Origin of the sequence: Streptomyces avidinii, assembly GCF_045161815.1 — a bacterium.
Taxonomy (GTDB): domain Bacteria; phylum Actinomycetota; class Actinomycetes; order Streptomycetales; family Streptomycetaceae; genus Streptomyces; species Streptomyces avidinii.
Genome location: NZ_CP108863.1, coordinates 4007049 through 4031179, shown reverse-complemented (window position 1 = coordinate 4031179; position 24131 = coordinate 4007049). Strand labels below are relative to the sequence as shown.

The 24131-nt window shown below is 73.4% G+C and carries 21 protein-coding genes; 9 read left to right on the top strand and 12 right to left on the bottom strand.

The features are described from left to right. Window positions 1-24: 24 nt before the first annotated feature. The 9 genes from OG373_RS17760 to OG373_RS17720 form a co-directional block, all read right to left on the bottom strand. The gene (locus OG373_RS17760; protein WP_405439187.1) at window positions 25-3645 is read right to left on the bottom strand and encodes a hypothetical protein; all 3621 of its coding nucleotides are present in this window, start codon (window positions 3643-3645) and stop codon (window positions 25-27) included. 4 nt (window positions 3646-3649) lie between these two features. Beyond that, the gene (locus OG373_RS17755) at window positions 3650-3808 is read right to left on the bottom strand and encodes a DUF6760 family protein (protein WP_397734950.1); all 159 of its coding nucleotides are present in this window, start codon (window positions 3806-3808) and stop codon (window positions 3650-3652) included. Continuing rightward, on the bottom strand, window positions 3805-4302 hold the full coding sequence (locus OG373_RS17750) for a hypothetical protein (protein ID WP_403472982.1): 498 nt from the start codon (window positions 4300-4302) through the stop codon (window positions 3805-3807). Before OG373_RS17750 ends, OG373_RS17755 begins: the two co-directional genes overlap by 4 nt. Next, on the bottom strand, window positions 4299-4739 hold the full coding sequence (locus OG373_RS17745; RefSeq protein WP_030388073.1) for a phage tail protein: 441 nt from the start codon (window positions 4737-4739) through the stop codon (window positions 4299-4301). Before OG373_RS17745 ends, OG373_RS17750 begins: the two co-directional genes overlap by 4 nt. 35 nt (window positions 4740-4774) lie before the next feature. After that, on the bottom strand, window positions 4775-6334 hold the full coding sequence (locus OG373_RS17740) for a phage tail sheath family protein (RefSeq protein WP_397734946.1): 1560 nt from the start codon (window positions 6332-6334) through the stop codon (window positions 4775-4777). Window positions 6335-6506: 172 nt separating this feature from the next. Then, a complete protein-coding gene (locus tag OG373_RS17735; RefSeq protein WP_405439186.1) occupies window positions 6507-8639 on the bottom strand; it encodes an ATP-binding protein in 2133 nt (710 codons plus the stop codon). Further along, complete coding sequence (locus OG373_RS17730) at window positions 8636-9340, bottom strand: DUF4255 domain-containing protein (RefSeq protein ID WP_405439185.1); 705 nt, start codon at window positions 9338-9340, stop codon at window positions 8636-8638. The genes OG373_RS17735 and OG373_RS17730 overlap by 4 nt, the downstream gene beginning before the upstream one ends. Then, window positions 9337-12513, bottom strand: coding sequence for a TolB family protein (locus OG373_RS17725; RefSeq protein ID WP_405439184.1), 3177 nt, complete (start codon window positions 12511-12513; stop codon window positions 9337-9339). The genes OG373_RS17730 and OG373_RS17725 overlap by 4 nt, the downstream gene beginning before the upstream one ends. A gap of 241 nt (window positions 12514-12754) precedes the next feature. Continuing rightward, complete coding sequence (locus OG373_RS17720) at window positions 12755-13420, bottom strand: response regulator transcription factor (protein ID WP_405439183.1); 666 nt, start codon at window positions 13418-13420, stop codon at window positions 12755-12757. A gap of 168 nt (window positions 13421-13588) precedes the next feature. On the opposite strand from OG373_RS17720, the gene OG373_RS17715 reads away from it, so the two are divergent. Then, complete coding sequence (locus OG373_RS17715) at window positions 13589-15007, top strand: hydrolytic protein (protein ID WP_405439182.1); 1419 nt, start codon at window positions 13589-13591, stop codon at window positions 15005-15007. Between the two features lie 254 nt (window positions 15008-15261). Here the strand turns inward: OG373_RS17715 and OG373_RS17710 are convergent, their stop codons facing one another. After that, the gene (locus OG373_RS17710) at window positions 15262-15825 is read right to left on the bottom strand and encodes a potassium channel family protein (protein WP_405439181.1); all 564 of its coding nucleotides are present in this window, start codon (window positions 15823-15825) and stop codon (window positions 15262-15264) included. 223 nt (window positions 15826-16048) lie between these two features. Between OG373_RS17710 and cutA the strand changes: the two genes are divergently transcribed. Then, the gene (gene cutA, locus OG373_RS17705) at window positions 16049-16366 is read left to right on the top strand and encodes a divalent-cation tolerance protein CutA (protein WP_405439180.1); all 318 of its coding nucleotides are present in this window, start codon (window positions 16049-16051) and stop codon (window positions 16364-16366) included. Here the strand turns inward: cutA and OG373_RS17700 are convergent. After that, window positions 16363-17016 (bottom strand): hypothetical protein, encoded by a 654-nt coding sequence (locus OG373_RS17700; protein ID WP_405439179.1) that lies wholly within the window; start codon window positions 17014-17016, stop codon window positions 16363-16365. The two genes, cutA and OG373_RS17700, sit on opposite strands and share 4 nt — an antisense overlap. A gap of 22 nt (window positions 17017-17038) precedes the next feature. Here OG373_RS17700 and OG373_RS17695 point away from each other — a divergent pair, with 22 nt between their 5' ends. Further along, window positions 17039-17818 carry a restriction endonuclease fold toxin-2 domain-containing protein gene (locus OG373_RS17695; RefSeq protein ID WP_405439178.1) on the top strand — a complete coding sequence of 260 codons (780 nt, stop codon included), beginning with the start codon at window positions 17039-17041 and terminating at the stop codon, window positions 17816-17818. Between the two features lie 29 nt (window positions 17819-17847). Next, the gene (locus OG373_RS17690; RefSeq protein WP_405439177.1) at window positions 17848-18285 is read left to right on the top strand and encodes a hypothetical protein; all 438 of its coding nucleotides are present in this window, start codon (window positions 17848-17850) and stop codon (window positions 18283-18285) included. A gap of 114 nt (window positions 18286-18399) precedes the next feature. Here the strand turns inward: OG373_RS17690 and OG373_RS17685 are convergent, their stop codons facing one another. After that, a complete protein-coding gene (locus OG373_RS17685; RefSeq protein ID WP_405439176.1) occupies window positions 18400-18999 on the bottom strand; it encodes a hypothetical protein in 600 nt (199 codons plus the stop codon). A 133-nt stretch (window positions 19000-19132) separates the two neighbouring features. On the opposite strand from OG373_RS17685, the gene hemL reads away from it, so the two are divergent. The 5 genes from hemL to OG373_RS17660 all read left to right on the top strand — a co-directional run bounded on the left by hemL (window position 19133) and on the right by OG373_RS17660 (window position 24130). Beyond that, window positions 19133-20455: a glutamate-1-semialdehyde 2,1-aminomutase gene (hemL, locus tag OG373_RS17680; RefSeq protein ID WP_405439175.1), complete on the top strand. Its 1323-nt coding sequence runs from the start codon at window positions 19133-19135 to the stop codon at window positions 20453-20455. Beyond that, complete coding sequence (locus OG373_RS17675; protein WP_189970838.1) at window positions 20452-21159, top strand: histidine phosphatase family protein; 708 nt, start codon at window positions 20452-20454, stop codon at window positions 21157-21159. The genes hemL and OG373_RS17675 overlap by 4 nt, the downstream gene beginning before the upstream one ends. 234 nt (window positions 21160-21393) lie before the next feature. Continuing rightward, complete coding sequence (locus tag OG373_RS17670) at window positions 21394-22629, top strand: hypothetical protein (protein ID WP_405444097.1); 1236 nt, start codon at window positions 21394-21396, stop codon at window positions 22627-22629. A gap of 90 nt (window positions 22630-22719) precedes the next feature. Beyond that, window positions 22720-23352 carry a TlpA family protein disulfide reductase gene (locus tag OG373_RS17665; protein WP_397734927.1) on the top strand — a complete coding sequence of 211 codons (633 nt, stop codon included), beginning with the start codon at window positions 22720-22722 and terminating at the stop codon, window positions 23350-23352. A 4-nt stretch (window positions 23353-23356) separates the two neighbouring features. Continuing rightward, a complete protein-coding gene (locus tag OG373_RS17660) occupies window positions 23357-24130 on the top strand; it encodes a cytochrome c biogenesis CcdA family protein (RefSeq protein WP_397734925.1) in 774 nt (257 codons plus the stop codon). Window position 24131 lies beyond the last annotated feature (1 nt).

Genomic DNA, 24131 nt, shown 5'->3' with positions numbered 1-24131 from the left:
TCCGTTTCTCGTGCGTACGCGTTCTCAGCGGCGGCCGTCGAAGGGCCGGCCCGCGCGTTCCCGGCCGCGCCGCAACTCGGTGCGCAGCAGGCGGGAGACCGGGTCCAGCAGGCGGCGTGCCAGATCGTCCAGATCGGAGTCGGGGACCTGCGGTGCCGGTGCCGGTGTTGCGTGCCGGTCGGCCGGGGCGGGCCGGGTGCCGCCGGCCGCGGCGCGCTGCACCGGCGCCGGTTGCGCGGGACCGGTGGCTCCCGGGGTACCGGCCCCGGGGGTGCCGGTCGGGGCCGGTGTCCTGGGGCGGACGACGGGTACGGGCTGCGCCGACGAGGTGACCGGCGCCGGCTGGACCACGAGCGGCGGTGCGTGCGGGCCGGTCACGGGGAGAGGCGTCGCCGCGGAACGGGTGGGGGCCTGCGCGGGCGGCGCGGGGCGCACGGCACGTACGGCATGCACCGCGTGCGGGGTCGCTGCGCGCGGCCCGCCCGCCGCGGCTCGCTGGACCTGCTGCGGCGCGGCGGCCGAGGCGGTCGGAGCGGGCCAGCGCGCCGGGACCACGGGACGGCTCGCCGGGCGGGCGGCGGGGGCGGCGGCGCTCCCCATGTCACGGGTGCCGAGGGGCAGGGGCAGGGGCCGGGCCGCCAGGAGCTGGAGGGTGCGGCTCGCCACGGGGTGCGGGGCCGCGCCCGGGCCGGAGACCGGTCGGGCGACGACCGGCGGAGGCGGGTGGGCGGCCCCGGGGGGTGCACCGGGGCCGCCGGTCCGGGGTGCGCGCGGGGCGGCAGAGCCTGCCCCGAGCACGGGTGCATGACCCGTCGGCGTCGACGGCGCACCGGGCGCAGCTGCGCGCTGTACGGCGGCGGGGGAGGCGGGCCGAGCCGCTCGGGCCCGGGACGAGGCGGAAGCGGGCGGCGCGGCGCTCGGCGGCAGCGCGGGCAGCGGCGCCCCCAGGCCGCTACGGACCCGCGGCGTGGACCCACGGGTCGTCCCGGGCCCGGCGCTGTCGGCCGTGGGCTCCGTCCGGCGCTGGACGACGGGCATTGCGGGGTCGGTCGTGGGAGCGGCTGCGGGGTGGCCCGACGGTGTGGCCGTGGCGGGCAGTTCGGTGAGGGGCGCCCCGAGGGGTGCGCGGGTCCGTGCCCGCTGTGCGGGTGCCTCGGGGCGGGCGGTGGGCTTCGGTCCGCTGCTGTGGGGAGCGGCGCCGCCCGCGGCCGTGGGCTCTGCCTGGCGCTGGACGACGGGCATTGCGGGGTCGGTCGTGGGAGCGGCTGCGGGGTGGCCCGACGGGACGGCCGTGGCGGGCAGTTCGGTGAGGGGCGCCCCGAGGGGTGCGCGGGTCCGTGCCCGCTGTGCGGGTGCCTCGGGGCGGGCGGTGGGCTTCGGTCCGCTGCTGTGGGGAGCGGCGCCGCCCGCGGCCGTGGGCTCTGCCTGGCGCTGGACGACGGGCATTGCGGGGTCGGTCGTGGGAGCGGCTGCGGGGTGGCCCGACGGGACGGCCGTGGCGGGCAGTTCGGTGAGGGGCGCCCCGAGGGGTGCGCGGGTCCGTGCCCGCTGTGCGGGTGCCTCGGGGCGGGCGGTGGGCTTCGGTCCGCTGCTGTGGGGAGCGGCGCCGCCCGCGGCCGTGGGCTCTGCCTGGCGCTGGACGACGGGCATTGCGGGGTCGGTCGTGGGAGCGGCTGCGGGGTGGCCCGACGGGACGGCCGTGGCGGGCAGTTCGGTGAGGGGCGCCCCGAGGGGTGCGCGGGTCCGTGCCCGCTGTGCGGGTGCCTCGGGGCGGGCGGTGGGCTTCGGTCCGCTGCTGTGGGGAGCGGCGCCGCCCGCGGCCGTGGGCTCTGCCTGGCGCTGGACGACGGGCATTGCGGGGTCGGTCGTGGGAGCGGCTGCGGGGTGGCCCGACGGGACGGCCGTGGCAGGCAGTTCGGTGAGGGGCGCCCCGAGCGGTGGGCGGCTTCCCGCACGCTGCACAGGCGTTTCCGGGCCGGCGGCGCCATCGGCCGCCGGCTCTGCCCGGCGCTGGACGATGGGCATCGCCGGGGCGGGTGCGGGGGCCGTTGCCGGGTGGTCCGACGGCGGCGCCGTGGGCGGCAGTTCGGTGAGGCCGGCGCCGAGCGGTGGACGAACCTCCGCACGCTGCACGGGTGCCACGGCGCCCGCGGCGGGCTTCTCCGTGCCGCGCTGCGGGCCTCCGCTGTCGGGGGTGGTCGCACCCTCGGCCGAGGGCTCCGCCCGGCGCTGGACCACGGGCGTCACGGGTACGGGAGCTGCTGCGGAGCGGCCCGACGGGCCGGCGGCGCCATCGGCCGCCGGCTCTGCCCGGCGCTGGACGATGGGCATGGCCGGGGTGGGCGCGGGGGCCGTTGCGGGGTGGTCCGACGGCGGGGTCGCGGGCGGCAGCCCGGTGACGGGCGTGCCGAGCGGTGCGCGACCGTCCGCGCGCTGTACGGGCGTTCCCGACTCGGCCGCGGCCGGTGCCGTCCGCACCGGTGCGGGGCGCACGACGGACACGCGGCGCCCGGGCGTGGCGGGGACCCGCGCGACGGTCAGCGTGCGGCCGACGGAGCGCGGGCGGACCACGGAAGCGGACTCGGTGGAGCCGGCCGGGCCGGCCGCGGCCCGCTGGACGGGCGGACCGGACGGGGACGGGGTGGCACTCCCGGCGGACGCTCCCCGGCTCGCCGAGGCGTCGGGGACCACCGCGATCCGGCGGACCAGCGGGAACCGCGCAGGCGTCGGCGCACGGCCGGGCGCGGCAGGGGCCACTGCGGCGCCGCTGCCCGCGGCCCCGGCCCGCTGTACGGCGGGAGCCGGCGTGCCGAGGGCGGCTGCGGGGTGCGTGGCCGCACCGCCACGGGCGACGACAACCCCCGGAGCGCCGCCGCGCGACGGCGACGCGGAGTTCGGCACGGGCGCGCCCGGTCCGGACACCACCGGATCGGCGGCCCGGCCGCGGGCGCCCGGGCTGCCCGGACGGGACGGACGGGACGGCGTGGCGCCGGACGTGGAGTCGGGAGCGGCGGGGGACGCGGTGGCCCCGGCCCGCTGTACGGAGGGGCCGGGTGTGCCGCGTACGGGGGCGGAGTGCGTGGACGCGCCGCCGCGGGCGGTGGAACGGGTGACGACCGGGTCGGGGCCGGCTGTCGCCGGGCCGCTCGTGGCCGAGCCGCCCGGACGGGACGACGGGGTGCCGGGCCGGACCCGGCGCGAGATCTGCGGGGCGCCGGCCGTCGGCGACGTGCCCGGCGCAGGGGCCGCCTCCGCCTCGTCCGGCTGCCGCAGTGCCCGCAGCAGCAGCGGGCCGCCGCCCCCGGGGCCGCTGCGGGGACCGGCGGGGCGGGTGACCCCGCGCACGAGGCCCGCCGGGGCGGACGGCAGCACGGCGTGGGCGAGCCCGGTGTCGAACGACGGGTCGCGCCACGCGGCCAGGCCGGCCCGGAAGGCGAGCCCGTCGCTGACGCCGATGGCCGCGCGGGACACGGTCAGTGCGGGCGGCGCCGTCATGCGCCAGCCGCCGTCCCAGTCGCCGGGCACGGCACCGTCCCGCACGGCGGCCGTGCCCCGCGCAGCCTCCGGCGCCGCTGTCGGGGCCGCGTCCGCGGCCTCCGGCACGGCCGTGGCGGCGCGCCGACGCAGCCTGTCCCGCCATGCCATGCGTTCAACCGCCTTCGTTCACACGGGTGTTCATTCGAGCTATCTCGGTGACCCACTCCTGGCGCTCGCCGTGGGTCAGGTCGAGGATCTCGTCGCGTTGCCAGTGGAAGTGGTAGGCGATGTACGCGATCTCCTCCCTGAGCCGGGGGAGGGCGTACGTCACGATTCCCCCAGGCGCCCACCGGAGAGGTCGACCTCGAAACCGCCTTCGCAGTGCGGGCAGGTGACGGCCGCGCGGGTGTGCCCCTCGCTGTTGACGCGCCGGTAGAAGTCCTGGAGGAACGCGACGTCGGTCGCGTACATCCGTTCCACGATCCCGGCGTGCACGTCGGTGATGGTGCCGAGCCGGGTGATCACCTGGCTGAGCAGCACCACGCTCAGGTACGCCGGGTTCTCCTTGACCCGCAGGTCGATCTGGGGGCGCAGTTCGTCGCGGGCGGTGGCCAGGCGCATCGAGCCGTGCCGGTGCACCGTGCCTGCTTCGTCGACGTACCCGCGCGGCAGCTCGAACTCGAACTCCGTCCGCAGGCCGTGGTCCTCGCGCCCCGCCGGAGCGGCGGCGGCCGGGGGTGCGGCCGCCGGCTCCGGGGCCGTCGCGGGCGCTGTGACCTGGAGGATCTCCTCCAGGTTGCCCGCCGTCACCGTACGGCGCCTCATTCGACGATGATCTCCTCGAACACGATGGTCACGGACTCGGTGGCTGCGGCGGACTCGCCGGCCTTGAGGGAGGGGCCCTCCCACTTGGAGGCCCAGCCCTGCATCAGCTGGATGCGGCGGACGGTCGCACCCGTGGAGTCCTTGATCTCGATGGTGAGGTTCTGCCGCGCGGTGTCGACGGCACCGTTGTTCAAGGTCTCCTTGATCCACTTGGTGAACTCGCTGCTCTTGTCGAGTCCCCGGGTGATCGTGACCTCGCCCGCCTGGCGCGCGCCGGGCTGCTTGCGGATGATCTGCTTGCCCTCCGCGCTGACCTGGCGGACCTCGACGACCTCTTCCTCGACGGTCAGGCCGCTGATCTCCTGGATCGATTCGACCAGGTAGCCGCCGAGCTGTACGCCGAAGATATGGGTGGAAAGAGCATCGCCCTCTGCCATGACTGTCCTTCACCTTTCCTTGCTGCCCCGGAGGGTCACTCGTCGATGAGGCTGGTGCTGTCGGAGAACTGGGCCAGCCGGAACACCACGAACTCGGCGGGCTTGACGGGCGACACACCGATCTCGCAGACCACGCGGCCCTGGTCGATCGATTCCTGAGGGTTGTTGTCCCGGTCGCACTTGACGTAGAACGCCTCCGCCGCCGTGCGGCCGAACAGCGCGCCGCGGCGCCATTCCTCGGTGAGGAACGCGGTGACGTTGCGCCGGATGCTCGACCAGAGCCGGTCGTCGTTCGGCTCGAAGACCACCCACTGGGTACCCAGGAGGATGGATTCCTCCAGGTAGTTGAAGAGGCGGCGCACGTTCAGGTAGCGCCAGGCCGGGTCCGAGGAGAGGGTGCGGGCGCCCCAGATCCGGATGCCCCGGCCGGGGAAGGCCCGTACGCAGTTCACGCCGATCGGGTTGAGCAGGTCCTGCTCGCCCTTGCTCAGGCGCAGTTCCAGGTCCACCGCGCCGCGGATCACCTCGTTGGCGGGGGCCTTGTGCACACCGCGCTCGGCGTCGCTGCGCGCCCATACGCCGGCGACGTGGCCGCTCGGCGGGACGGTCGTGTTGCGCCCGGCGGCCGGGTCGAAGACCCGCACCCACGGGTAGTACAGGGTGGCGTAGCGGGAGTCGTAGCCCGCCTCGTCGTTGCGCCAGGTGCGCACCTGCTGTGCGGAGAGACCGGGCGGGGTGTCCAGGACGGCCACCCGGTCGCCCATCTGCTCGCAGTGCGAGATCACCGCGAGCTGCACGGTGCGTACGCCCTCGGAGTCGATGTCGCCGCGCTGGTAGGCGCTCATCAGGTCCGGCACCGCGACCATGGTGATCTCGTCGATGGTCTCCAGACCGGCGAACCCGGTGCGGGCGGCGGAGTCGCCGACGTACTCGGCCGGGTCGAGCCGGGCCACACCGGCGCCGCCGGCCGGAGCGGGCGACGCGGCGGAGGCGTCGGGCACGACGACGGTCTGCCCGGCGGGCCGGGTCTGGGTCGCTCCCCGCTGCTCGGTGACCTCGATCAGCTTCGAGGCGCGGGCCTGGGTGACGAGGTAGCCCTTGACGTTCTTGCGGGCGGACACCTCGTAGGTCTCGGCCACCTGCTCGCCCTGGCGGACCAGGATCTTGAAGCGGTCCTCGGGCGGGTTCTCGCCCTCCGCGGCGGCGATCTCCACGGACACTCCGGTGACGCCCGGCCGGGCCGCGATCAGGAAGCCGCCGAGCTCGACGGGTTCCGCGGCGCGGGGCTGGGGGACCGAGCCGGCGACGGCCGGTGCGGAGGCGTCCTGGGCCTGCCCGCCGATGCGGACGACGTACGCGGCGCCGCCGCCGTTGGCGAAGTATCCGTAGACGGCGTGCGGCAGGTAGGTGCCCTCGGTGAAGCCGCCGAACCGCTGGGAGTACTGGTCCCAGCTGGTGACCAGAGTCGGCTCGTGGAACGGGCCGGTCTGGGCGAAGCCCACGAACGCGGCGACGGCGGTGCCGACCCCTTCGATCGGGCGAGCACCGGACTGCACCTCCTCCACGTACACGCCCGGGGTGAGGTACGTCGGCATGCTCGCTCCTTCGGGTTACAGCTTCGATATCAGGTCTGACCACAGCCTTTCCGCCGGCCGCCGCCCCGGACAAGGGCGTTCGGACCTGGCCGGGGGCAAGTGCGGTGCCCTCCCGGTCGCCCCCGCCGGGCCGGCCAGGCACCGGGATCCGCCCGACGGCCGGCGCCCGGGCTCAGACTCCGGTGACCTGGCTCAGGTACGGCCCGAACTCGCCCTCCAGGACGAGGCGGCCGAGCTTGCGGTACTCCTGGGCGACCGCCGTCACCACCTGGCTCATGGTCAGAGGTTCGCCCGACGCGGCCGCGAAGTAGGCGGCCGTCACGGCGCACGCCCGGATCGAGCCTCCGGCCAGTTCGAACCGGTCGGCGCAGAAGCCGAGGTCGAGGTCGCCGGCCCGGGGCAGCCGCTCGCCCAGGCACCGTTCCCACAGGGCCAGGCGCTGGGCGGCGTCGGGCACCGGGAAGTCCGCGACCACGTCCAGGCGGCGGGTGAAGGCCTCGTCGAGGTTGGCGCGCAGATTGGTGGTGAGGACGGCGATGCCGTCGAAGGACTCCATCCGCTGGAGCAGGTAGGCCGACTCCATGTTGGCGTGCTTGTCGTGGGAGTCCTTCACCTCCGAGCGTTTGCCGAAGATCGCGTCGGCCTCGTCGAACAGCAGCACCGCGTTGACGGCCGAGGCCTCGGTGAAGATCCGCTCCAGGTTCTTCTCGGTCTCGCCGACGTACTTGTCGACGACCGTGGACAGGTCCACCACGTACAGGTCCATGCCCAGGTCGGCCGCGACCACCTCGGCGGACATGGTCTTGCCGGTGCCGGAGGACCCGGCGAACAGCGCGATCACCCCGCGTCCGCGCCCGCCGCCGGGCCGCATGCCCCACTGCCCGAGCACCTGGTCGCGGTGGCGGGCGCGTACGGCGAGTTCCCGCAGCCGGCGGTGGGTGGGGGCGGGCAGCACCAGGTCGTCCCAGCCGACCGCGGGCTCCACCCGGCGGGCGAGGCGGGCGAGCCCCGCGCCGTTCTGGGCCCGTACGGCGGTGCGCAGGCCCTCGGGGGAGAGCGGGCGGCCGTCGAGCGCGGCGCTGCGCACCGCGGTGTCGGCGGCGCGCCGCAGCTGCCCGGCGTCCAGGCGGTGCGCGGACACGGACCGGGCGAGCGCGTGGATGTCCCCGTCCGCGCCGCGTCCTGCGGCGGCTCCCTCCAGCGCGTGCCGCCAGCGGGTGACGTGCCGGTCGGGGGTGGCAGCGGCCACCGTCACGGTGACGGGGGTGTCGGCCGCCCAGGCGGGTTCCCAGCCGCTCGTTCCGTAGGTGAACAGGGGGATGCCGCGCAGCGCGGTGCACAGCGTGCGCAGGATGCGGGCCCGTTCGTCGGGCTTGTCGGGCAGTTCCTCCAGCGGTCCCAGCAGCACACCGGCGCCCGTCAGGCGGGCCTCGCGGGCGGTGGCGCGGGCGAGTTCGGGCACGGCGCCGGTGTGCACGGCCAGTGCCGCCGTGTCCAGGGCCAGGGGAGCCGCCCCGCACGCGTGCAGCGCGGCGGCGGCCAGGCCTTCCGGATCGCCGCCGCGGGCCCGCAGGTGGACGTGGCGGGTGCCGCTGCCGGCCGCTGCGACGGCCCGCCGCAGCTCGGCCGGGTGGACGGCCGGGTCGTCGTGGGCGGGGCCGAGCATCTCGGCCAGCCGCGGGTCGGGCGAGGCGTCGCCGAGCAGGTGGGCGGTGACCCGGTCCGGGACGGCCAGCACCCGTGACAGGGGCGGCCGTTCCGGCTCGGTGACCTCCAGCAGACCGCCCGACACGAGCGGTGCGGCGGGGGAGAGGCGGAACCGCGCGGCTGCCGACCCGGTGCGGCCGCACAGTTCGAGGGCGAGGCCGACGGTGGGCCGACGGCGCGTCAGGTCGTCGTTGAGGTAGCCGTAGAGCCGCTCGAAGCGGGCATCCAGGTCCGGCGCCACGGCCACCAGGAGCAGGTCCAGGTCGAGCGGCTCCAGCGCGAAGCGCGTGGCGAGGACGTCGAGCGGCGAGCCGGACGGCGGGGCGGCCGGTGCGGGCGCGGGCAGGACGGGGCCGTGCGGTGCGTCCAGGATGCGGGCGACCGCCTCGGGCGTGAGGTACTGGCCCCGGTAGGGGTCGTCCGGGTCGGGGTCGACGGCCCGCCGGAGCTCCACCGCCCGGCGCACCCGCTCCTCGACGAGCCGGAGCCGTGTCCACAGGTACGGGGTGGTGTCGGCCGAGGCCGTAGGCGTGGCCGGCGGCGCGGCGGTGTCTGCCGAGGCCGCGGGCGCGGCCGGCGGCGCGGCGGTGTGCGTCACGGCTGCCGTTCCCCCCGTCGGCGGCGCGCGGGAACGCCCGGCCGTTCACGGGATCCGCCGAAGCCCTCGGGCCCCGGCTCGCCCAGCTCGGTGTAGCGCAGCCGGCGCGCACCTCCGTCCCCGTCGGGTGCGTCCTGCGGTACGGAGTGCACGACGAGCCCTTCGGTGACCGGCGGGGCCGCGACCCTGCTGATGCCCGCCAGCGGTGCCTTCACGCGCAGCCCGAGGGAGGGCTTGAGCTCGCCGCCGAGCGCCGACCACACGTCGGAGGCGGCCGGTGCGTCCATGCCGGTGCCGCCCGCGTCCACGTCGACGAGCAGGCCGAGTTCGGCGAGCGTGCCGGTGAGCATGCGCGGGGGCAGCGTGTCGGTGGTCACGAGGCAGGACAGCACCTGGGAGAGCAGCCGGTGCTCGTCCTGCGGCCGGTTCGCCCACGCGGTGACCAGGTACGTCAGCTCGAACCAGCGCGGCGGGGTGCGGCGCGCGACGACGAACCCGTCGGCGTCGTACACCTCGCCGGCGCCGCTGCCGCGCCGGGTGGAGTCCTCGCGGATGTCGTACAGGAACACGCAGACCGTGGGCGCGCTGCGGCGCGCCGCCCAGTCGCTCGTCGGGGCGTCGAAGACCACCTCGACGCCCGACGCCTCCAGGCCGGACTCCGCCAGCAGCCGGCGCAGCCCCTCGTCGACTTCGTGGATCACCGGCGGGTCACCTCGTCGGGCGGCTGCACCGAGCCGTTGACCACGAGGAAGTCGGTCTGCACCGGCGAGAAGCCGGGGCCGTTCGCGGTGATGATCCGGGGGCCCGTCTGGTCCTTGGCCAGGATCAGCAGCTGGCCGATGAACGTGCCGTCGCGCCGGGGGAGGGTCGGTGCCGCCGCTGCCGTGATGCCCGGCTTCCACGTGAACCGCACCGGCACGCCGGGCGGGAAGTCCTCGCCGCGTACGGAGGTGACGAAGCCGGGCTTGCCGATCGGCGGCACGGCCACGATGCGCGGCTGGAGGATGCGCAGTTGCTGCTGGGCGGTGTTGTCACGGGGGTCGGCGTCCGTACCGGTCGTGGTCAGGTTGCCCGTCACCAGGCCGGTGAGCGCCTTGTCCGGGTTGAGGACGACCCGCAGGACGGTCCGGGCGCCCGGCGCCAGGTCCGGCAGGACGCACTCCCACTTCGTGTCGCAGCCCGGCGGCGGCCCGCCGGCCGGTACGCCCTGCGGGAGGCCGATGCGCAGCCGCAGGCCGGTGGCCAGGGCGTTGCGGCCGTTGCGGACGGTGTACGTGACGACGACGCGGCCGCCCACGTAGCCGGGGTTCGGCTGCGCCGTGATGCTCAGCCCGGGGCCGGCCGGCGGCGCGGGCGGCTCCGGCTGCGGGGCGGGCGGGGTCGTCGGTGGGGCCGGAGTGGGCGGCACCGGGGTCGGCGTCGGCGGCGTGGGGGTCGGCTTCGGGGGTACGGGTGCCTCGCGCACGGGCACCACGGTCCGGCCGGAGTTGTCGCTGGGGCGGGGGTCGATCACGGTGCCGGTGACCGACCAGTCCACCGGCTGGTCCCCGGGGGTGACGCCGGTGAGGGTGACGGTCACCGGGACGGTGGTGCCGGGGGGCACCACGCCCAGCGTGCAGGTAAGCGCCGCCGCGTCGCACGTGGCGCCGGGTGCGGTGAGCGCGGTGACGTTCACGCCGAGCGGGGGCGCGACGGTCAGCCGGGTACCGGGCGAGGCCGCCGGGCCCTGGTTGACGACGTCCACCCGGACGGTGGCGGAGTCCCCGACGGTGAGCGGCGGGGCCTTCTCGGGTGCCCGTACCGCGAGGTCCACGGACTGCTGCACGCCGGGCTCCTTCTGGCGGCCCGGCAGGCCCGTGACGAGGAGGGTGTGGCTGCCGGTGGCCACGTCCACCAGCTTCAGCTTCTCCGGGCTGTTGGGGGCCCGTGAGCCGCGGGCACTGAGCACCAGGCTCTTGCCGTCGGCGGTCCATGCGGCGTCGCGGGGCTGGAACGGCCCCTTGGCCGGGGGTTCGGGCAGTTCGCGGCCGCAGGCCCCCGGGAGGTCGCGGGCGGCGTCGGGCAGCAGGACCCGGCAGACACCGCCGCCGGCCGCGGAGGCGAGCAGGATGCCGCTGCGCTCGTCGACGCGGCCGCCGCCGTTCTTGCGGTTGAAGGCGATGGTGGCGCCGTCCGGTGAGAACGCGGGGCTGTCGTCGATGACTTCGCAGGCACCGGGACAGAGGGTGGCGCTCAGGTCGCGCTGCCGGTCCAGGTGGTCCACGGGCACGGTCCAGATGTGCTTGTTGCCGCCGCGGCCGTTGATCACGAGGTTCCTGGTGAAGGCCAGGGTCGTGCCGTCGGAGGACCAGGTGGGCTGGGCATCGCCGAGCCGGTCCTGGCCGGCGGGCGGGGTGATCTCGCCGCGGATCGCCCCGGTGGCCGCGTCGGCGATCAGGATGCGGGCGAGGCCCGTGTCACCGCCGCCGCCACCGGGCGAGGTCCGGGTGAAGGCCAGGAACCGGCCGTCGGGGGAGAACGCCGGGTCGGTGTCCCAGTCCCTGGGGCCGCGGCCCGCGAGCGGCAGGGCCGCCTCGTTGGACCCGTCGGCGTCCGTCATCCAGATCCGCTGGATCCGGCTGCCGGGCTTGCCCTCGAAGCGGGTCACCACGATCCGGCGCCCGTCGGGCGTGTAGTTCTGCCGCTCCGTCCACGGGTCGAAGTCGGGGCCGGGCCGGAACAGCGGGTCCTTGGCCGGGTCGGTGTTGGTGTCGGCCGCCGGGTCCTCGTCGAGGATGGTCAGATTGAGGTCGCGGGGGTCGGAGCCGTCCATCCGGGCGTCCTGCAGGGTCACCACGTGCGGCCCGGCCGCCGAGGTCCGCTCGACCACGACACCGCCGCCCTGCAGCGGACCGAGCCACGTGGGCGGGCCGACCTCGCGGTCCTCGCTGAGTACGAGCTCGGGGGTTCCCGCCGAGTGCGCGGGCACCCGGAAGACGTGGTTCCAGTCGCCCTTGCAGTCGCAGGTGCGGTCCGGGCTGAGGAAGAGCACACCGTTCCCGTCGGGCAGCCATGCTGCCCCGTGGGTACGCCAGTTCGCCTGGGCGCCCGCCAGCAGCGGACCGCCGCCGCGCCCGTCGGTCCAGCGCAGGCGGGGCCCGGCCGTGCCGGTGGCGGTGTAGGCGATCACGTCCCGGTTCGCCGTGTCGTCCACCGGGTTCCACACCGGCTCGGTCGACGTGCCGTTGCCGGGGTCGGTGACGCGGGTGGCGGCGCCGCCGCGCAGGGGGCGTACGTAGACCTGCCGCCCGGCGGCCGGGTCGCTGTCGGAGGAGTACGCCAGGCGTCCGCCCTCGGGCGAGACCGTGGGGTGCTCCTCGTTCGCGGGAGAGTCGGTCAGCCGGGTGAGGCCGGTGCCGTCGGTGCGCACCAGGTACAGGTCGCGCTGGGGGCCGCCGGACCCGGAGGACTGGGCGGAGTCGAAGACGACCGACCGGCCGTCCGGTGTCAGCCGTGGGTTCGCCACGTCCAGGCCGCTGGTCAGGCGGCGCACCGAGCCGTCCGCGGAGCGCAGGTAGACCTGCGGGGTCCGCTCGTCGCGGCGGCCGGCGAAGACCAACTGGTCGCCCAGCGCGGCGGGCTGGGTGTCCATGTGGACCGGGCCCTCGCCGAACAGGGGGGTGCTGGACGTGCCGGTCGCCACCCGGCCCAGACTGCGGTGGCGCGTACCGGCGTACACGACCCGGCCGTCACCGGCGTCGGCCGCCAGGGGGCGCGCCTCGGCGTCGCCCGGGCCGGTGGCCGCCGTCACCGCGAGCAGGGGGACCAGCAGCAGCAGCGGTGCGCCGGCCCTCCCCCAGCGGCGTCGACGACTGCCGGAGCCACCCGTGCCCATCACGGTCCACCTCACAGTCCGGTACAGCATTCACGTATGACCCCGCCACGGTGCGGCCCGGCAGGTGCGGCCGGCAGGGCCGCGGGGCCGCACCCGGGGGAAGCGACCGGTGCGCTTTCGGGCAGTGGGGGTGCGGGCCGCCGGGGCCGCCGGGGCCGGCGGGGCCGGCGGGCCGCGTGGTCGGGGCGCCGGCTCCCGCCGCCGGCTTCCTCCGCCGGCTTCCTCCGCTTCCTTCGCACGGTCAGATCAGCCCGTTGCGCAGGGCGTAGCCGACCGCGTGCGTGCGGTTGCGCAGGTGCAGCCGCGTGATGATCTCGCTCAGCACGTTCTTGACGGTCCGTTCGGAGTACGAGGTCTTGCGCGCGATCTCCGCGGTGTCCAGGCCCTCCGAGACCAGGCGCAGCATGTCTGCCTCGCGCGCGGTCAGGGTGGACAGGGACACGGCGTGCGGGTCGAGGGGGGAGCGTTGCAGGCTGCCCACGTGATCGAGGAGCTTCGCGAGCAGGTCGCCGGGCAGCACCCCCTCGCCGTTGGCTATCGCCAGGACCAGGCGCAGCAGCCGGTCCTGGTCGGCCTCGCTGCGTCGCAGCACCGCGGTGACCCCGCATTCGATGGCCCGCTGCAAGGCGTCCCCGGATTCGAAGGTGCCGACCACGAGACCGGTGCGCGTGCTGGAGTCGTGCCGGAGCCGGTACAGCAGGGCGGCCGTCTCGTCGTCCACGCTGTCCACGGCGACGAGCGACACCTGCGCGCCGTCGGCGACGTCGACGAGTTCGATCTCGGGGCGCTGGCGCAACTGGTGGACGACCCCGACGTGCAGGATCGGGTCCGGTGCGTAGACGGCCACGGTGACCCGTTCGCCGGCGCCGGCCGAGGTGACGGATCCGTTGTTCTGGGACTGGGTCATGTGTCGTACCTGTTCCATGATGCGTATGTGGGGTTACGGATGGAGAGGAATGATCAACAGGAGGTTGGGCACTCGTAATTGAGGAGAGTCCTTGGGGGCATGCGGGTTGCCCGGGGCGTTGCCCTCGTGTACGTGGAGGAGGCGTGGGCTGCGCCATAGCGTCGTGGTGTGACATCCCCAGCAGCCTCTTCAAGCCCTGGCGCGCCCGGACTCGACATCCCGCCGGTATCGGTGACGCCGGGCGGCACCGCATCCACCACCCTGACCGTCCGCAACGACAGCGACATCGTCGAGGCGTACCGCTTGGAAGTCGTCGGCGACTGCGCTGCCTGGACCACGGTGGAACCCGAGCGGGTCTCGCTCTACCCGGGCACCTCGGAAACGGTGACGATCCGTCTGGCACCGCCCCGTTCATCGCAGGTACGGGCGGGGGACGTGCCGCTCGCCGTACGCGTGCTGCCCACCGAGCAGCCCGAGGCGGTCCGGGTCCCCGAAACCACCGTGCACGTCGAGGAATTCCGGGAGTTGCGGGCTGAGAGCGCTCCCAGGCGGCGCCGCGGCTGGCTGCGCGGACGCTATCGACTGGCGGTGCGCAACGAGGGCAACTGCCCCGTGCGGCTGGGCTTCACGCCCGCGCAGCCCGGCGAGGAGCTGAAGTTCGCCTTCACTCCCACGGAGCTGAAGCTGGAACCGGGGGAGTCGGCGGAGGTGGGACTGCGGGTCCGCACCGGCCGGCCGGTGTGGTTCGGGACCCCGGTGACCTGGCCGTTCACCGTAGCCGTGGCCGAACTCGAAGCCGGAGCCGGCGACGGTGGCGGTGACGGCGGTGACGGCGGTGACGGCGGTGAGGGCAAGGACGGCAAGGACGCCAGGGACGCGAGGGAGCGGCCGGAGCAGGACCCCGTCCGGGCGCCGCTGGATGTGGAGTTCGTCCAGATCCCGATCTTCCCGACGTGGCTGCTCGCGGTACTGGCCGCGCTGCTCGCGCTGCTGCTCGCCTGGTTCCTGCTGGTGCGTCCGGCCGTGCGCAGTACGGCCAAGGAGGCCGCCGACGAGGCGGTCAAGAAGCCGGCGCCCAGTGCGGACCTGAACGGGCAGACCCCGGTGACCGGCGACGGCAAGCAGCCGGGCGGCGGCAAGGGCACCCAGCCCGGTGCGGGCGGAGCCGGCCCGGGCGGCGGTACCGGCGGTGGTGGCGGAGGTGGCGGAGGTGGCGGTACCGGGACCGGAGGAGCGCAGAGCTCGGCCACCATCGACCTGCAGACGGGCGGTGGGCAGACCAAGACCGGTACCTACACGGTGCCCGCGGGCAAGGCCTTCGGGATCACGGACATCGTTGTCGCGAACTTCCAGGGCGACGAAGGAGTGGTGACCATCGACTTCGGTGACCGCAAGATCACGACGATCGCGCTGGAGACGTTCCGCAACCAGGACTACCACTGGGTCACCCCCATCAGCATCACCGAGAGCCAGACTGTGACCGTTCAGGTGACCTGTGCAAAGCCAGGTACCCCGGCCACCGGCCGTCAGGCGCAGGAGTGTCACGAGGTGCTCAACGTGAGCGGTGTGCTGAGCGACCTCCGGTGACCCGAGCGGCACGGCCATAGTGGGTCAGGTTGTACGCCAGGGCAAAGAGGGCCTTTGCCCTGGCGTCCGGAAATCAGCACTCCTGAGGATCGATCGGGCGTTCCCATCGCAACCGCCCGCTTTCGTTTCGACAGTGCCTGGAACGGTTAACCCCGGTACGCACGACACCGGTTGATGAAGCGCCAAACATGGCCTGAATTGGTCTCTCACTTCGGGCCCGGTCGGTGCGTGAGGACTCCCACCCGCCGCCGGAGTCACGGGGCGGGCGGCGTGCTGCCGCTCGCACCCCCGGGACCGGCAGACTGATCACGGCGTTCCCGTCCCCGCTGGACCGCGTTGGCCAGGAGCCGGGCCGCCACGCCGAGCAGCAGCAGATTCAGCGTGATCTGCCCCGTGGTCAGCAGCCGGGCGGTCTCGCTGCGCGCGGTGATGTCGCCGAACCCGACCGTGCTGAACACGGTCATCGCGAAGTACAGCCCGTCGGTGCGCGACAGGGGTTCGCTGAAGCTGCCCGGCGTGCTGTTCTCCAGCAGGAAGCAGGCCGTGGCGTAGAGCAGGATGAACAGCGGCACGGTGATCGCCATGGCCTCCATGGCCTTCAGCCCGGGCCACGGCGACAGGGTGATCCTCCGGATCTGCCAGGACAGGAGCACCACCACGGCCGCGATGCCACCGGTGAGCGCGAGGACGGTGGTGGCCGTGAAGGCCGAATCCATGGGCAGCAGGTAGTAGGCGGTCACGAGGAGTGCCGCCGTCACCAGCGAACGCACCGAGGCGAGCAGTACCTGCCGACGGTGAAGACCCGAGTTCCCGTTCACGACTCCACCCCCGCCGCAGTGCATGACCTGCCCCCAACCTCCCCGGTGGCCGGGGCGCCGCGCGGCAGGCGCACCAGCAGGTCACCGGCATGGCCGCCCCGCAGCAGGGCTTCGCGCCGCCCCCCGCCCGCCTCCAGCCTCCACCGGAGGGGCCGGATCGCTCGGTTTCGGCGGTCCGCGTCACTCCTGCCCGCTACAGGACTGGGGCGGGTACGTTGCCCCTATGGCTGACTTCTTGATCGTGATCACGACCGTGGACCATCGGGACGCCGCGCGGAAGCTGTCGCGTTCGGCCGTGGAGGCCGGTCTGGCTGCCTCCGGGCAGGTGACCGGACCCATCGAGACGACGTACCGGCACCTCGGCGAGGTGTCCGAGGGAACGGAATACCAGGTGGCATTCCGAACGGCCGGTGACCGGCGCGAGGCCCTGGAGAAGCACCTGGCCGACAACCACCCTTACGACTCGCCGGAGGTCATCGCGTTCACGATCGACGCAGGCCGTGCCGAGTACCTGGACTGGATCACCCGAGCCACCCGCTAGCCCCTCGCACGTTCCAGCAGCGCTCCGACCGGGGCGAGTGACCGGTGGGGCTCGAGCCGCTCGACCATCATGCGCACTCGCCCCATCGGTCTGACCGACGCGAGCCCCTCGGAGAGGTCGAATACCCGGCTCGTGATCGTGGTCGCCTGCTCGACCTCTCCCGCGTCCAGATATGCCGCCGCCAGCCATGACAGGTACAGCGCCTTGTCCCGGGCCCGGGTGTCGTCGTACCTGTTCAGGGCGTCTTCCAAGGCGGGGATCGCCCTCAGCGGCCGGTGCAGTTCCGCCCAGCATCGGCCCGTCATGATCGCGATCTCGTCGGAGTCCACCCAGTACGCCCAGTCGGGCCCCGGCTCGTCCCAGGGCTCGTGCATGGCCTGTTCGGCGACCCCCAGGGCGTAGTCCGCCTCCCTGGCGTTGCCCGAGGTTGCGTGCTGCCACGCCAGTCGGTCCGCCAGCAGTGCCCGCACCACGGGCGCTGCGCCCGAGCCGAGTGCCTCGTACGCGGCCGTGGCGAACTTGACGCCGGAGCCACCGCCGACCGTCCACTCCAGGTACGCCAGGAAGGCCAACCTCCCCACCGCCTGCCGCATGATCGCCAACGCGTGTGAGGCGTACGCGGACCACGTCGAAACGGCCTCGAAGCGCATCCCCGAAGAGTAGAACCGCATCTTGGGCGACCCCTTGCTCCCCTGGGACCGCCCCCTCTTTGGAGGCGACGGTCACGACGGCGGGCTGCACGAGCTGGTCTCGGGCGACATGCGCATAGCGAGCCTGGGCAGGATCCCGCCCGCCATGGACAGCTCCCAGGCCCGCGTCCCCATGCCGCAGCCCGACGGAGGCGGCTTCCTGCCTTCGCTGCCGCCCTTCCTGGCGCCCTTCACCCGTGTACCCCTGCTGGTCCCGGTGGCGTACCGCCCCGCGAACGGGCCGCGGGTCCAGCCGATAGCGCCACCGACGCCACCCAGCCCGCGATTCCCTCCCCTGACGGCGTCGCAGCAGCAGAACTTCCAGACCTGGCTGAACTCGCTGCGCGCGGGCGACGTCTCAGGCGGCAGGCCCGCCGAGGTTGCGTACCAACTGCGCGTTGCCGGCTATCCCGAGTACGAAGTCCCCATCGCCCCCGGCACGGGCAAGGGCACCACGCTGATGGTGGACGGCTTCCGCGACAGCGACGGCATGGCCGTCGAGGCCAAGTACGTCAACAACCCCGGCAAGAAGTGCTACCGATCGCTCGAAGAGCTCCGTGCGAACCACCAGACGGGAAAGAAGGAGTTCCTCTTCGACCCCGACCGGAACGAGCTGCAGAAGTATGCCGCCGCACTGAACGACCCCCGCAACACTGAAATGCGGGGTGTGGAAACGGTCACCAACAATCCCGACTCCGTCGCCTACTGGCGAGTGATGATGGCGGCATATGGCGTCAAGGGCTATGCCCGCTATGTCCCCTGACCCACCCTGCACCGCCAAGGAGTACACCCGTGGACGCGTCCCAGCTCGCCGAACTGCGCACCATGTACGTCTTTACCCCCATAGAGGGGCAGACCTGGGGGCTGACCTACGACAGCTTGAAGGCCAGGCTCCTGGAGCGTGATCCGGACGAGTTCATCCGGATCCAGGAAGGCGGGCAGATCCGCGGCTCGGCCATGCACTACGGCATCACCCTCGACAGCGAAGAGCTCGAAGGCTACGCACGCGTCCGGCCGGAAGGCATCTCGATCCTCGATGCAACCGCCCAGGCGGCTGCCGACTTCGCCGGCTGGCTCCGGGAGCACATCGTCCCGGAGGGCGTGGTGATGACCTTCAACACCGCATGGGGGCTGGAAGAGGACCTGCCGGATGCCCCGGTCCCCGAAGTGACGCGTCCCCGGCTGATCGCGGCCTTCCTCGCCCACCTCGAAGCCACCGGCCTGGAGTGAGTGCACCGAGGCGGTCGCCGCTGCCCTCGCGATGGCCCTGGCCGCCCGACGGGCGGGTTCCGGGTCGGGCCGGTCAGGCCCCGTAAGGGGCGCCCGCGGAGACCGGAAGGCCGGTCAGGGCCAGACGAGGCAGTACGGCTGGTGGCCGGCTTCGTGCAGGCGGTGCGAGAAGTCCTGCCACTCGTGGAGCAGCTGGTAGACGTTGAAGGCGTCGCTCGGGCCGCCGCGGTCCGGGACCGTGGACCAGATGAAGGCCGCCGCGCCCACCGACTCCTCGCCGATCCCGCGCAGCGGGTCGACCACCGTCATCGGGAGCTTGACCACCGCGTAGTCGGGGTGGAGGACGACCAGCTCCAGCGGGGGCACCTTGTGGAGGGGTATGCCTTCGATGCCGGTCAGGACCATCGCGGCCACCGTCTCCGGCTTGATCTTGGTGAAGAGGCCGCCCATGCCGAGCTCGTCGCCGCCGAGCTCCTCCGGCCGCATCGTGACCGGGACCCGGGCCGCCGTGGCGCCGTCGGGGGCGCCGAAGTACTTGTACGTCACTCCCATGCCGCGGCCCTTGGGAAGGTCGTCCGACGAGGTCGTGGGCACGGGGACGGCGTCGGCCGCCTCCGTTCCGCGGCGGCGGTGCTTGCCCCGGCGGCGGGCCTCGCGGGCGCGCTGCGGATCGAGGCCGTCCGTTCCCTCGCCCGGTCCACCACCGCGTTGCATATCTCCACCCGACTGGTCTTGCTTGCCCCGGCCCCGCGGCCCCCGCCACGCAGCCTGATCATCATGGCAGTGACCTCCCCCGCGGCGGCGCGGTGAAACGCCCGTCCGCAAGTCTGTCGCGGCCTCTGAGACCATGGCTGGTGTGAGCTACCCGTACCCGTATGAAGCCCCAGTTTCGCAGACGCTCTTCGAGCGCGCCTCCCTCGTGACCCCCGGCGGCGTGAACTCTCCCGTCCGCGCCTTCCGCGCCGTGGGCGGTACGCCCCGGTTCATGGTGTCCGGGACCGGTCCGTACCTCACCGATGCCGACGGTCGTGAGTACGTCGACCTCGTGTGCTCGTGGGGACCGATGATCCTCGGCCATTCGCACCCCGAGGTGATGGAGGCCGTACATGCGGCCGTCACCCGTGGTACGTCCTTCGGCACGCCCGGCGAGGGCGAGGTCGCGCTGGCCGAGGAGATCGTCGCGCGCATCGCGCCGGTGGAGCAGGTCCGCCTGGTCTCCTCCGGCACCGAGGCGACCATGTCGGCGATCCGGCTGGCGCGCGGCTTCACCGGTCGCGCCAAGGTCGTGAAGTTCGCCGGCTGCTACCACGGTCACGTGGACGCGCTGCTGGCCGCCGCCGGTTCCGGTCTGGCGACCTTCGCCCTGCCGGACACCCCCGGCGTGACGGGTGCGCAGGCCGGCGACACGATCGTCCTCCCCTACAACGACCTCGAAGCGGTACGTGCGGCCTTCGCCGCCCACCCCGGTGAGATCGCGTGCGTGATCACCGAGGCCGCGCCCGGCAACATGGGCGTGGTCACCCCGGCCGAGGGCTTCAATCAGGGCCTCGCGGACCTCTGCCGCGAGAACGGCGCGCTCTACATCTCCGACGAGGTCATGACGGGCTTCCGGACCTCCCGCGCCGGCTGGTACGGCGTCGACGGGGTGCGGCCCGACCTGATGACCTTCGGCAAGGTCATGGGCGGCGGCTTCCCCGCCGCGGCCTTCGGCGGCCGCGCCGACGTCATGGGCCACCTGGCCCCGGCCGGTCCCGTCTACCAGGCCGGCACGCTCTCCGGTAACCCCATCGCCACCGCCGCCGGTCTCGCGCAGCTGCGCCTGCTCGACGGGGCCGCGTACGAGAAGGTCGACGCGGTCTCGAAGGAGATCCAGGGCCTGGTCACCGGCGCCCTCGCCAAGGAGGGCGTGGCGCACCGGCTGCAGACCGCGTCCAACATGTTCTCCGTCTTCTTCACCGAGGACGAGGTGCGCAATTACGACGACGCGAAGAAGCAGGAGAGCTTCCGCTTCAACGGGTTCTTCCACTCGATGCTGGCGCAGGGCGTCTACCTGCCGCCGTCCGCCTTCGAGTCCTGGTTCGTGTCCACCGCCCACGACGAGAAGGCGATCGAGCGCATCGCGGCGGCACTGCCGGCCGCCGCCCGAGCCGCCGCGGAGGCCACCGCATGAGCAGCAGCACCACGCCCCCCACGCCCGCCACCCCCGACCTCACCGTCGTGCACCTGGTGCGCCACGGCGAGGTGCACAACCCCGACGGTGTGCTCTACGGGCGTCGTGACGGCTACCACCTCTCCGAGCTGGGCCGGCAGATGGCGGACCGCGTCGCCGAGCACCTCAAGGGCCGGGACATCGCCTACGTGGTGTCCTCCCCGCTGGAGCGGGCGCAGGAGACGGCGGAGCCGATCGCCAAGGTGCACGGCCTGGACCTGGCGACCGACGCGCGGCTGCTGGAGGCGGAGAACGTCTTCGAGGGCAAGACCTTCGGTGTCGGCGACGGCGCGCTGCGCAAGCCCGGCAACTGGAAGCACCTGACGAACCCGTTCAAGCCGTCCTGGGGCGAGCCGTACGTCGAGCAGGTGGTCCGGATGATGAGCGCGCTGGAGGCGGCGCGCGACGCGGCCCGCGGCCGTGAGGCGGTGGCGGTCAGCCACCAGCTGCCGATCTGGATCGTGCGCAGCTTCGCCGAGAAGCGCCGGCTGTGGCACGACCCGCGGCGCCGGCAGTGCACGCTCGCCTCGATGACGTCCTTCACCTTCCAGGGCGACAAGCTCGTGTCGGTGGGCTACAGCGAGCCGGCCCGGGACCTGGTCCCGGCCCATCTGCTGGCCGGAGCCAAGCCGGTGAAGGGCAAGTCCAAGGCGTTCGGGGCCTAGCCCGGGCCGGCCCCGGGCCCGATCCGAGCCCGGCCCCGGGCCCGATCCGGGCCGCCCCTCGCCCGCATCCCCGCATGATCGAGGGACTGTTACAGGCCGTTACGGTTCTCCCCAACTAAATAACAAGACGCGCGGGAATCACCGTGTCAGCTCGCATGTCCGATCCGATTGTTCGTTTATATGGACATTGGGTCGGTATGGGTGGTCGACAGTGGGGACGGTGACATGCGCGACATCAGGGGAGTCAGTCGGAGGGGGCTGCTGGGACTGGGACTCGGTGCGGCCGCCGCGATGGGTGTCGCGGGCTGCGGCTCATCGGGCGAACCGGGTCCCGGCGCTCCCGGCTCCGCCGAGCACCCGAACGGCCCGAAGCCCGGTCAGGAGCCGCTGTCCCGGCCCATCGGCGACGGCTCCACCGCCGACACCGGCCCACAGCCGCACCAGCCGGACGCGCCCGTGCCGCTCCAGCCGGGCGAGACCCCACCGCAGTTCGTCGTCTTCAGCTGGGACGGCGCGGGCGAGATCGGCAACGGTCTCTTCCCGCGCTTCCTCAAGCTCGCCAAGGACCACGGCGCGGCCATGACCTTCTTCCTCTCCGGCATCTACCTGCTGCCCGAGTCGAAGCGGCACCTCTACCTGCCGCCGAACAACCCCGCCGGGGCCTCGGACATCGGATACCTCAAGGACGAGAACATCCGCTCCACCCTGAAGTGCATCCGGGAGGCCTGGCTCGACGGGCACGAGATAGGGACCCACTTCAACGGCCACTTCTGCGCCGGTTCCGGCTCGGTGGGCCGGTGGACCCCGGAGGACTGGCAGACCGAGATCGACCAGGCCGTGTCGTTCGTCACCAACTGGCGCACGAACACCGGGTTCACCGACCTCGAACCCCTGCCCTTCGACTACGGCAAGGAGCTGAAGGGGGCCCGCACCCCCTGCCTGCTCGGCCGGGACAACCTGCTGCCGACGGCCCAGCGGCTGGGCTGGCGCTACGACTCCAGCTCGCCCGGCGGCCTCCAGGTCTGGCCGGTGCGCCGGTCCGGCATCTGGGACCTGCCGCTGCAGTCGCTGCCCTTCCCCGGGCACTCCTTCGAGGTCCTGTCGATGGACTACAACATCCTCGCCAACCAGTCGAAGAACAGCACGCGGGGGCTGCCCGCCAACTACCCGGGCTGGCGCACCCAGGCCACGGCCACCTACCTCGGCGGCTTCCGGCGGGCCTACGAGACCAACCGCGCGCCCCTCTTCATCGGCAACCACTTCGAGGAGTGGAACGGCGGCATCTACATGGATGCCGTCGAGGAGGCCCTCAAGGGCATGGCGGACAAAAGGGATGTACGCCTCGTATCCTTCCGGCAGTTCGCCGACTGGCTGGAGGTCCAGGACCCCAAGGTGCTGGCCAGGCTCCAGGGCCTCGGCCCGGGCCGGTCACCGGCCGGCGGCTGGAGCGCGTACCTGACGGCTGCCTGACGGGTTCCGGGGAACATCGGCTGACCAGGGCATTGACATCCCCCCGGGGGGCGCGGAAGATCCGCGAATTGCTCATGCGAAACTTTTCACATGAGCCCTCGCCGCGCCCCCCGCCGCCGCCGCTCGACCGGCGGCCGTGCCACCCTGCTGACCGTGGTGACCCTCGCGGGCGCCCTGACGCTGTCGGCATGCTCGGGTTCGGACGGCGGCAATGCCGCCAGCGGGTCCGGCGGCAACTACGTCAAGGGCGCGTCCGGCATCTCCACCGTCTCGAAGGGCGAGCGCACCGAGGCCCCCAAGCTCGACGGCGAGACGGTCGACGGGCAGAACCTCGACACCACCACCCTCAAGGGCAAGGTCGTGGTCCTCAACGTGTGGGGCTCCTGGTGCCCGCCGTGCCGGGCCGAGGCCCCGGCGTTCGCGAAGGTCTCCAAGGAGCTCGCCGACGCCGGCAAGGACGTCGCCTTCGTGGGCATCAACACCCGCGACAACAGCAAGCAGAACGCGACCGCCTTCGAGGAGAGCTTCGGGATCACCTACCCGAGCCTCTACGACCCCGACGGCAAGCTGATGCTCCGCTTCCCCAAGGGCACGCTCAACCCGTCGGCCATCCCCTCCACGGTCGTCCTCGACAAGGAGGGCAGGATCGCCGCCCGCACCCTGGTCGCGGTCACCGAGGAACAGTTGCGATCGATGATCGACCCGCTCCTCGCGGAGCAGTGACCTCGTGGTCGAGTACGTCCTCGCCGCAGAGGCCACCGGTGTGAACGAGACGGTCCTGAACGGGGCGCTGCTGCTGGCGCTGCCGATCTCGCTGCTCGCGGGCCTCGTCTCCTTCTTCTCGCCCTGCGTGCTGCCGCTGGTCCCCGGCTACCTCTCCTACGTGACCGGCGTCAGCGGCGCCGACCTCGCCGAGGCCCGCCGCGGGCGGATGCTGGCGGGAGCGAGCCTGTTCATCGCGGGCTTCACCGCCGTCTTCGTCTCCACCGGCGCGCTCTTCGGCTACTTCGGCGCCGAGCTCCAGGAGAACAAGGAGATCATCTCCCGGGTCCTGGGCGGCCTGGTGATCGTGCTCGGCCTCTTCTTCATGGGGGCGATCCCGGGTCTGACGATGCGGGAGTTCCGCTTCCACAAGAAGCCGACGGCGGGCCTGCTCGGCGCGCCCGTGCTCGGTGTGCTCTTCGGTGTCGGCTGGACCCCCTGCATGGGCCCGACGCTCGCCGCCGTCAACACCCTTTCCATCGACCAGGCGAGCGCCGGCCGGGGTGCGCTGCTGACCGTCGTCTACTGCCTGGGCCTCGGCGTGCCCTTCATCCTCGCCGCGATCGCCTTCCGCAAGGCGCTCGGTGCGTTCGGCTGGGTGAAGAAGCACTATGCATGGGTGATGCGCATCGGTGGCGGCATGCTGATCCTGACCGGTCTGCTGCTCGTCACAGGAATGTGGGACAGCATCGTCAGCGACATGCAGAGCTGGACCCAAGGCTTCACGGTGGGGATCTGAG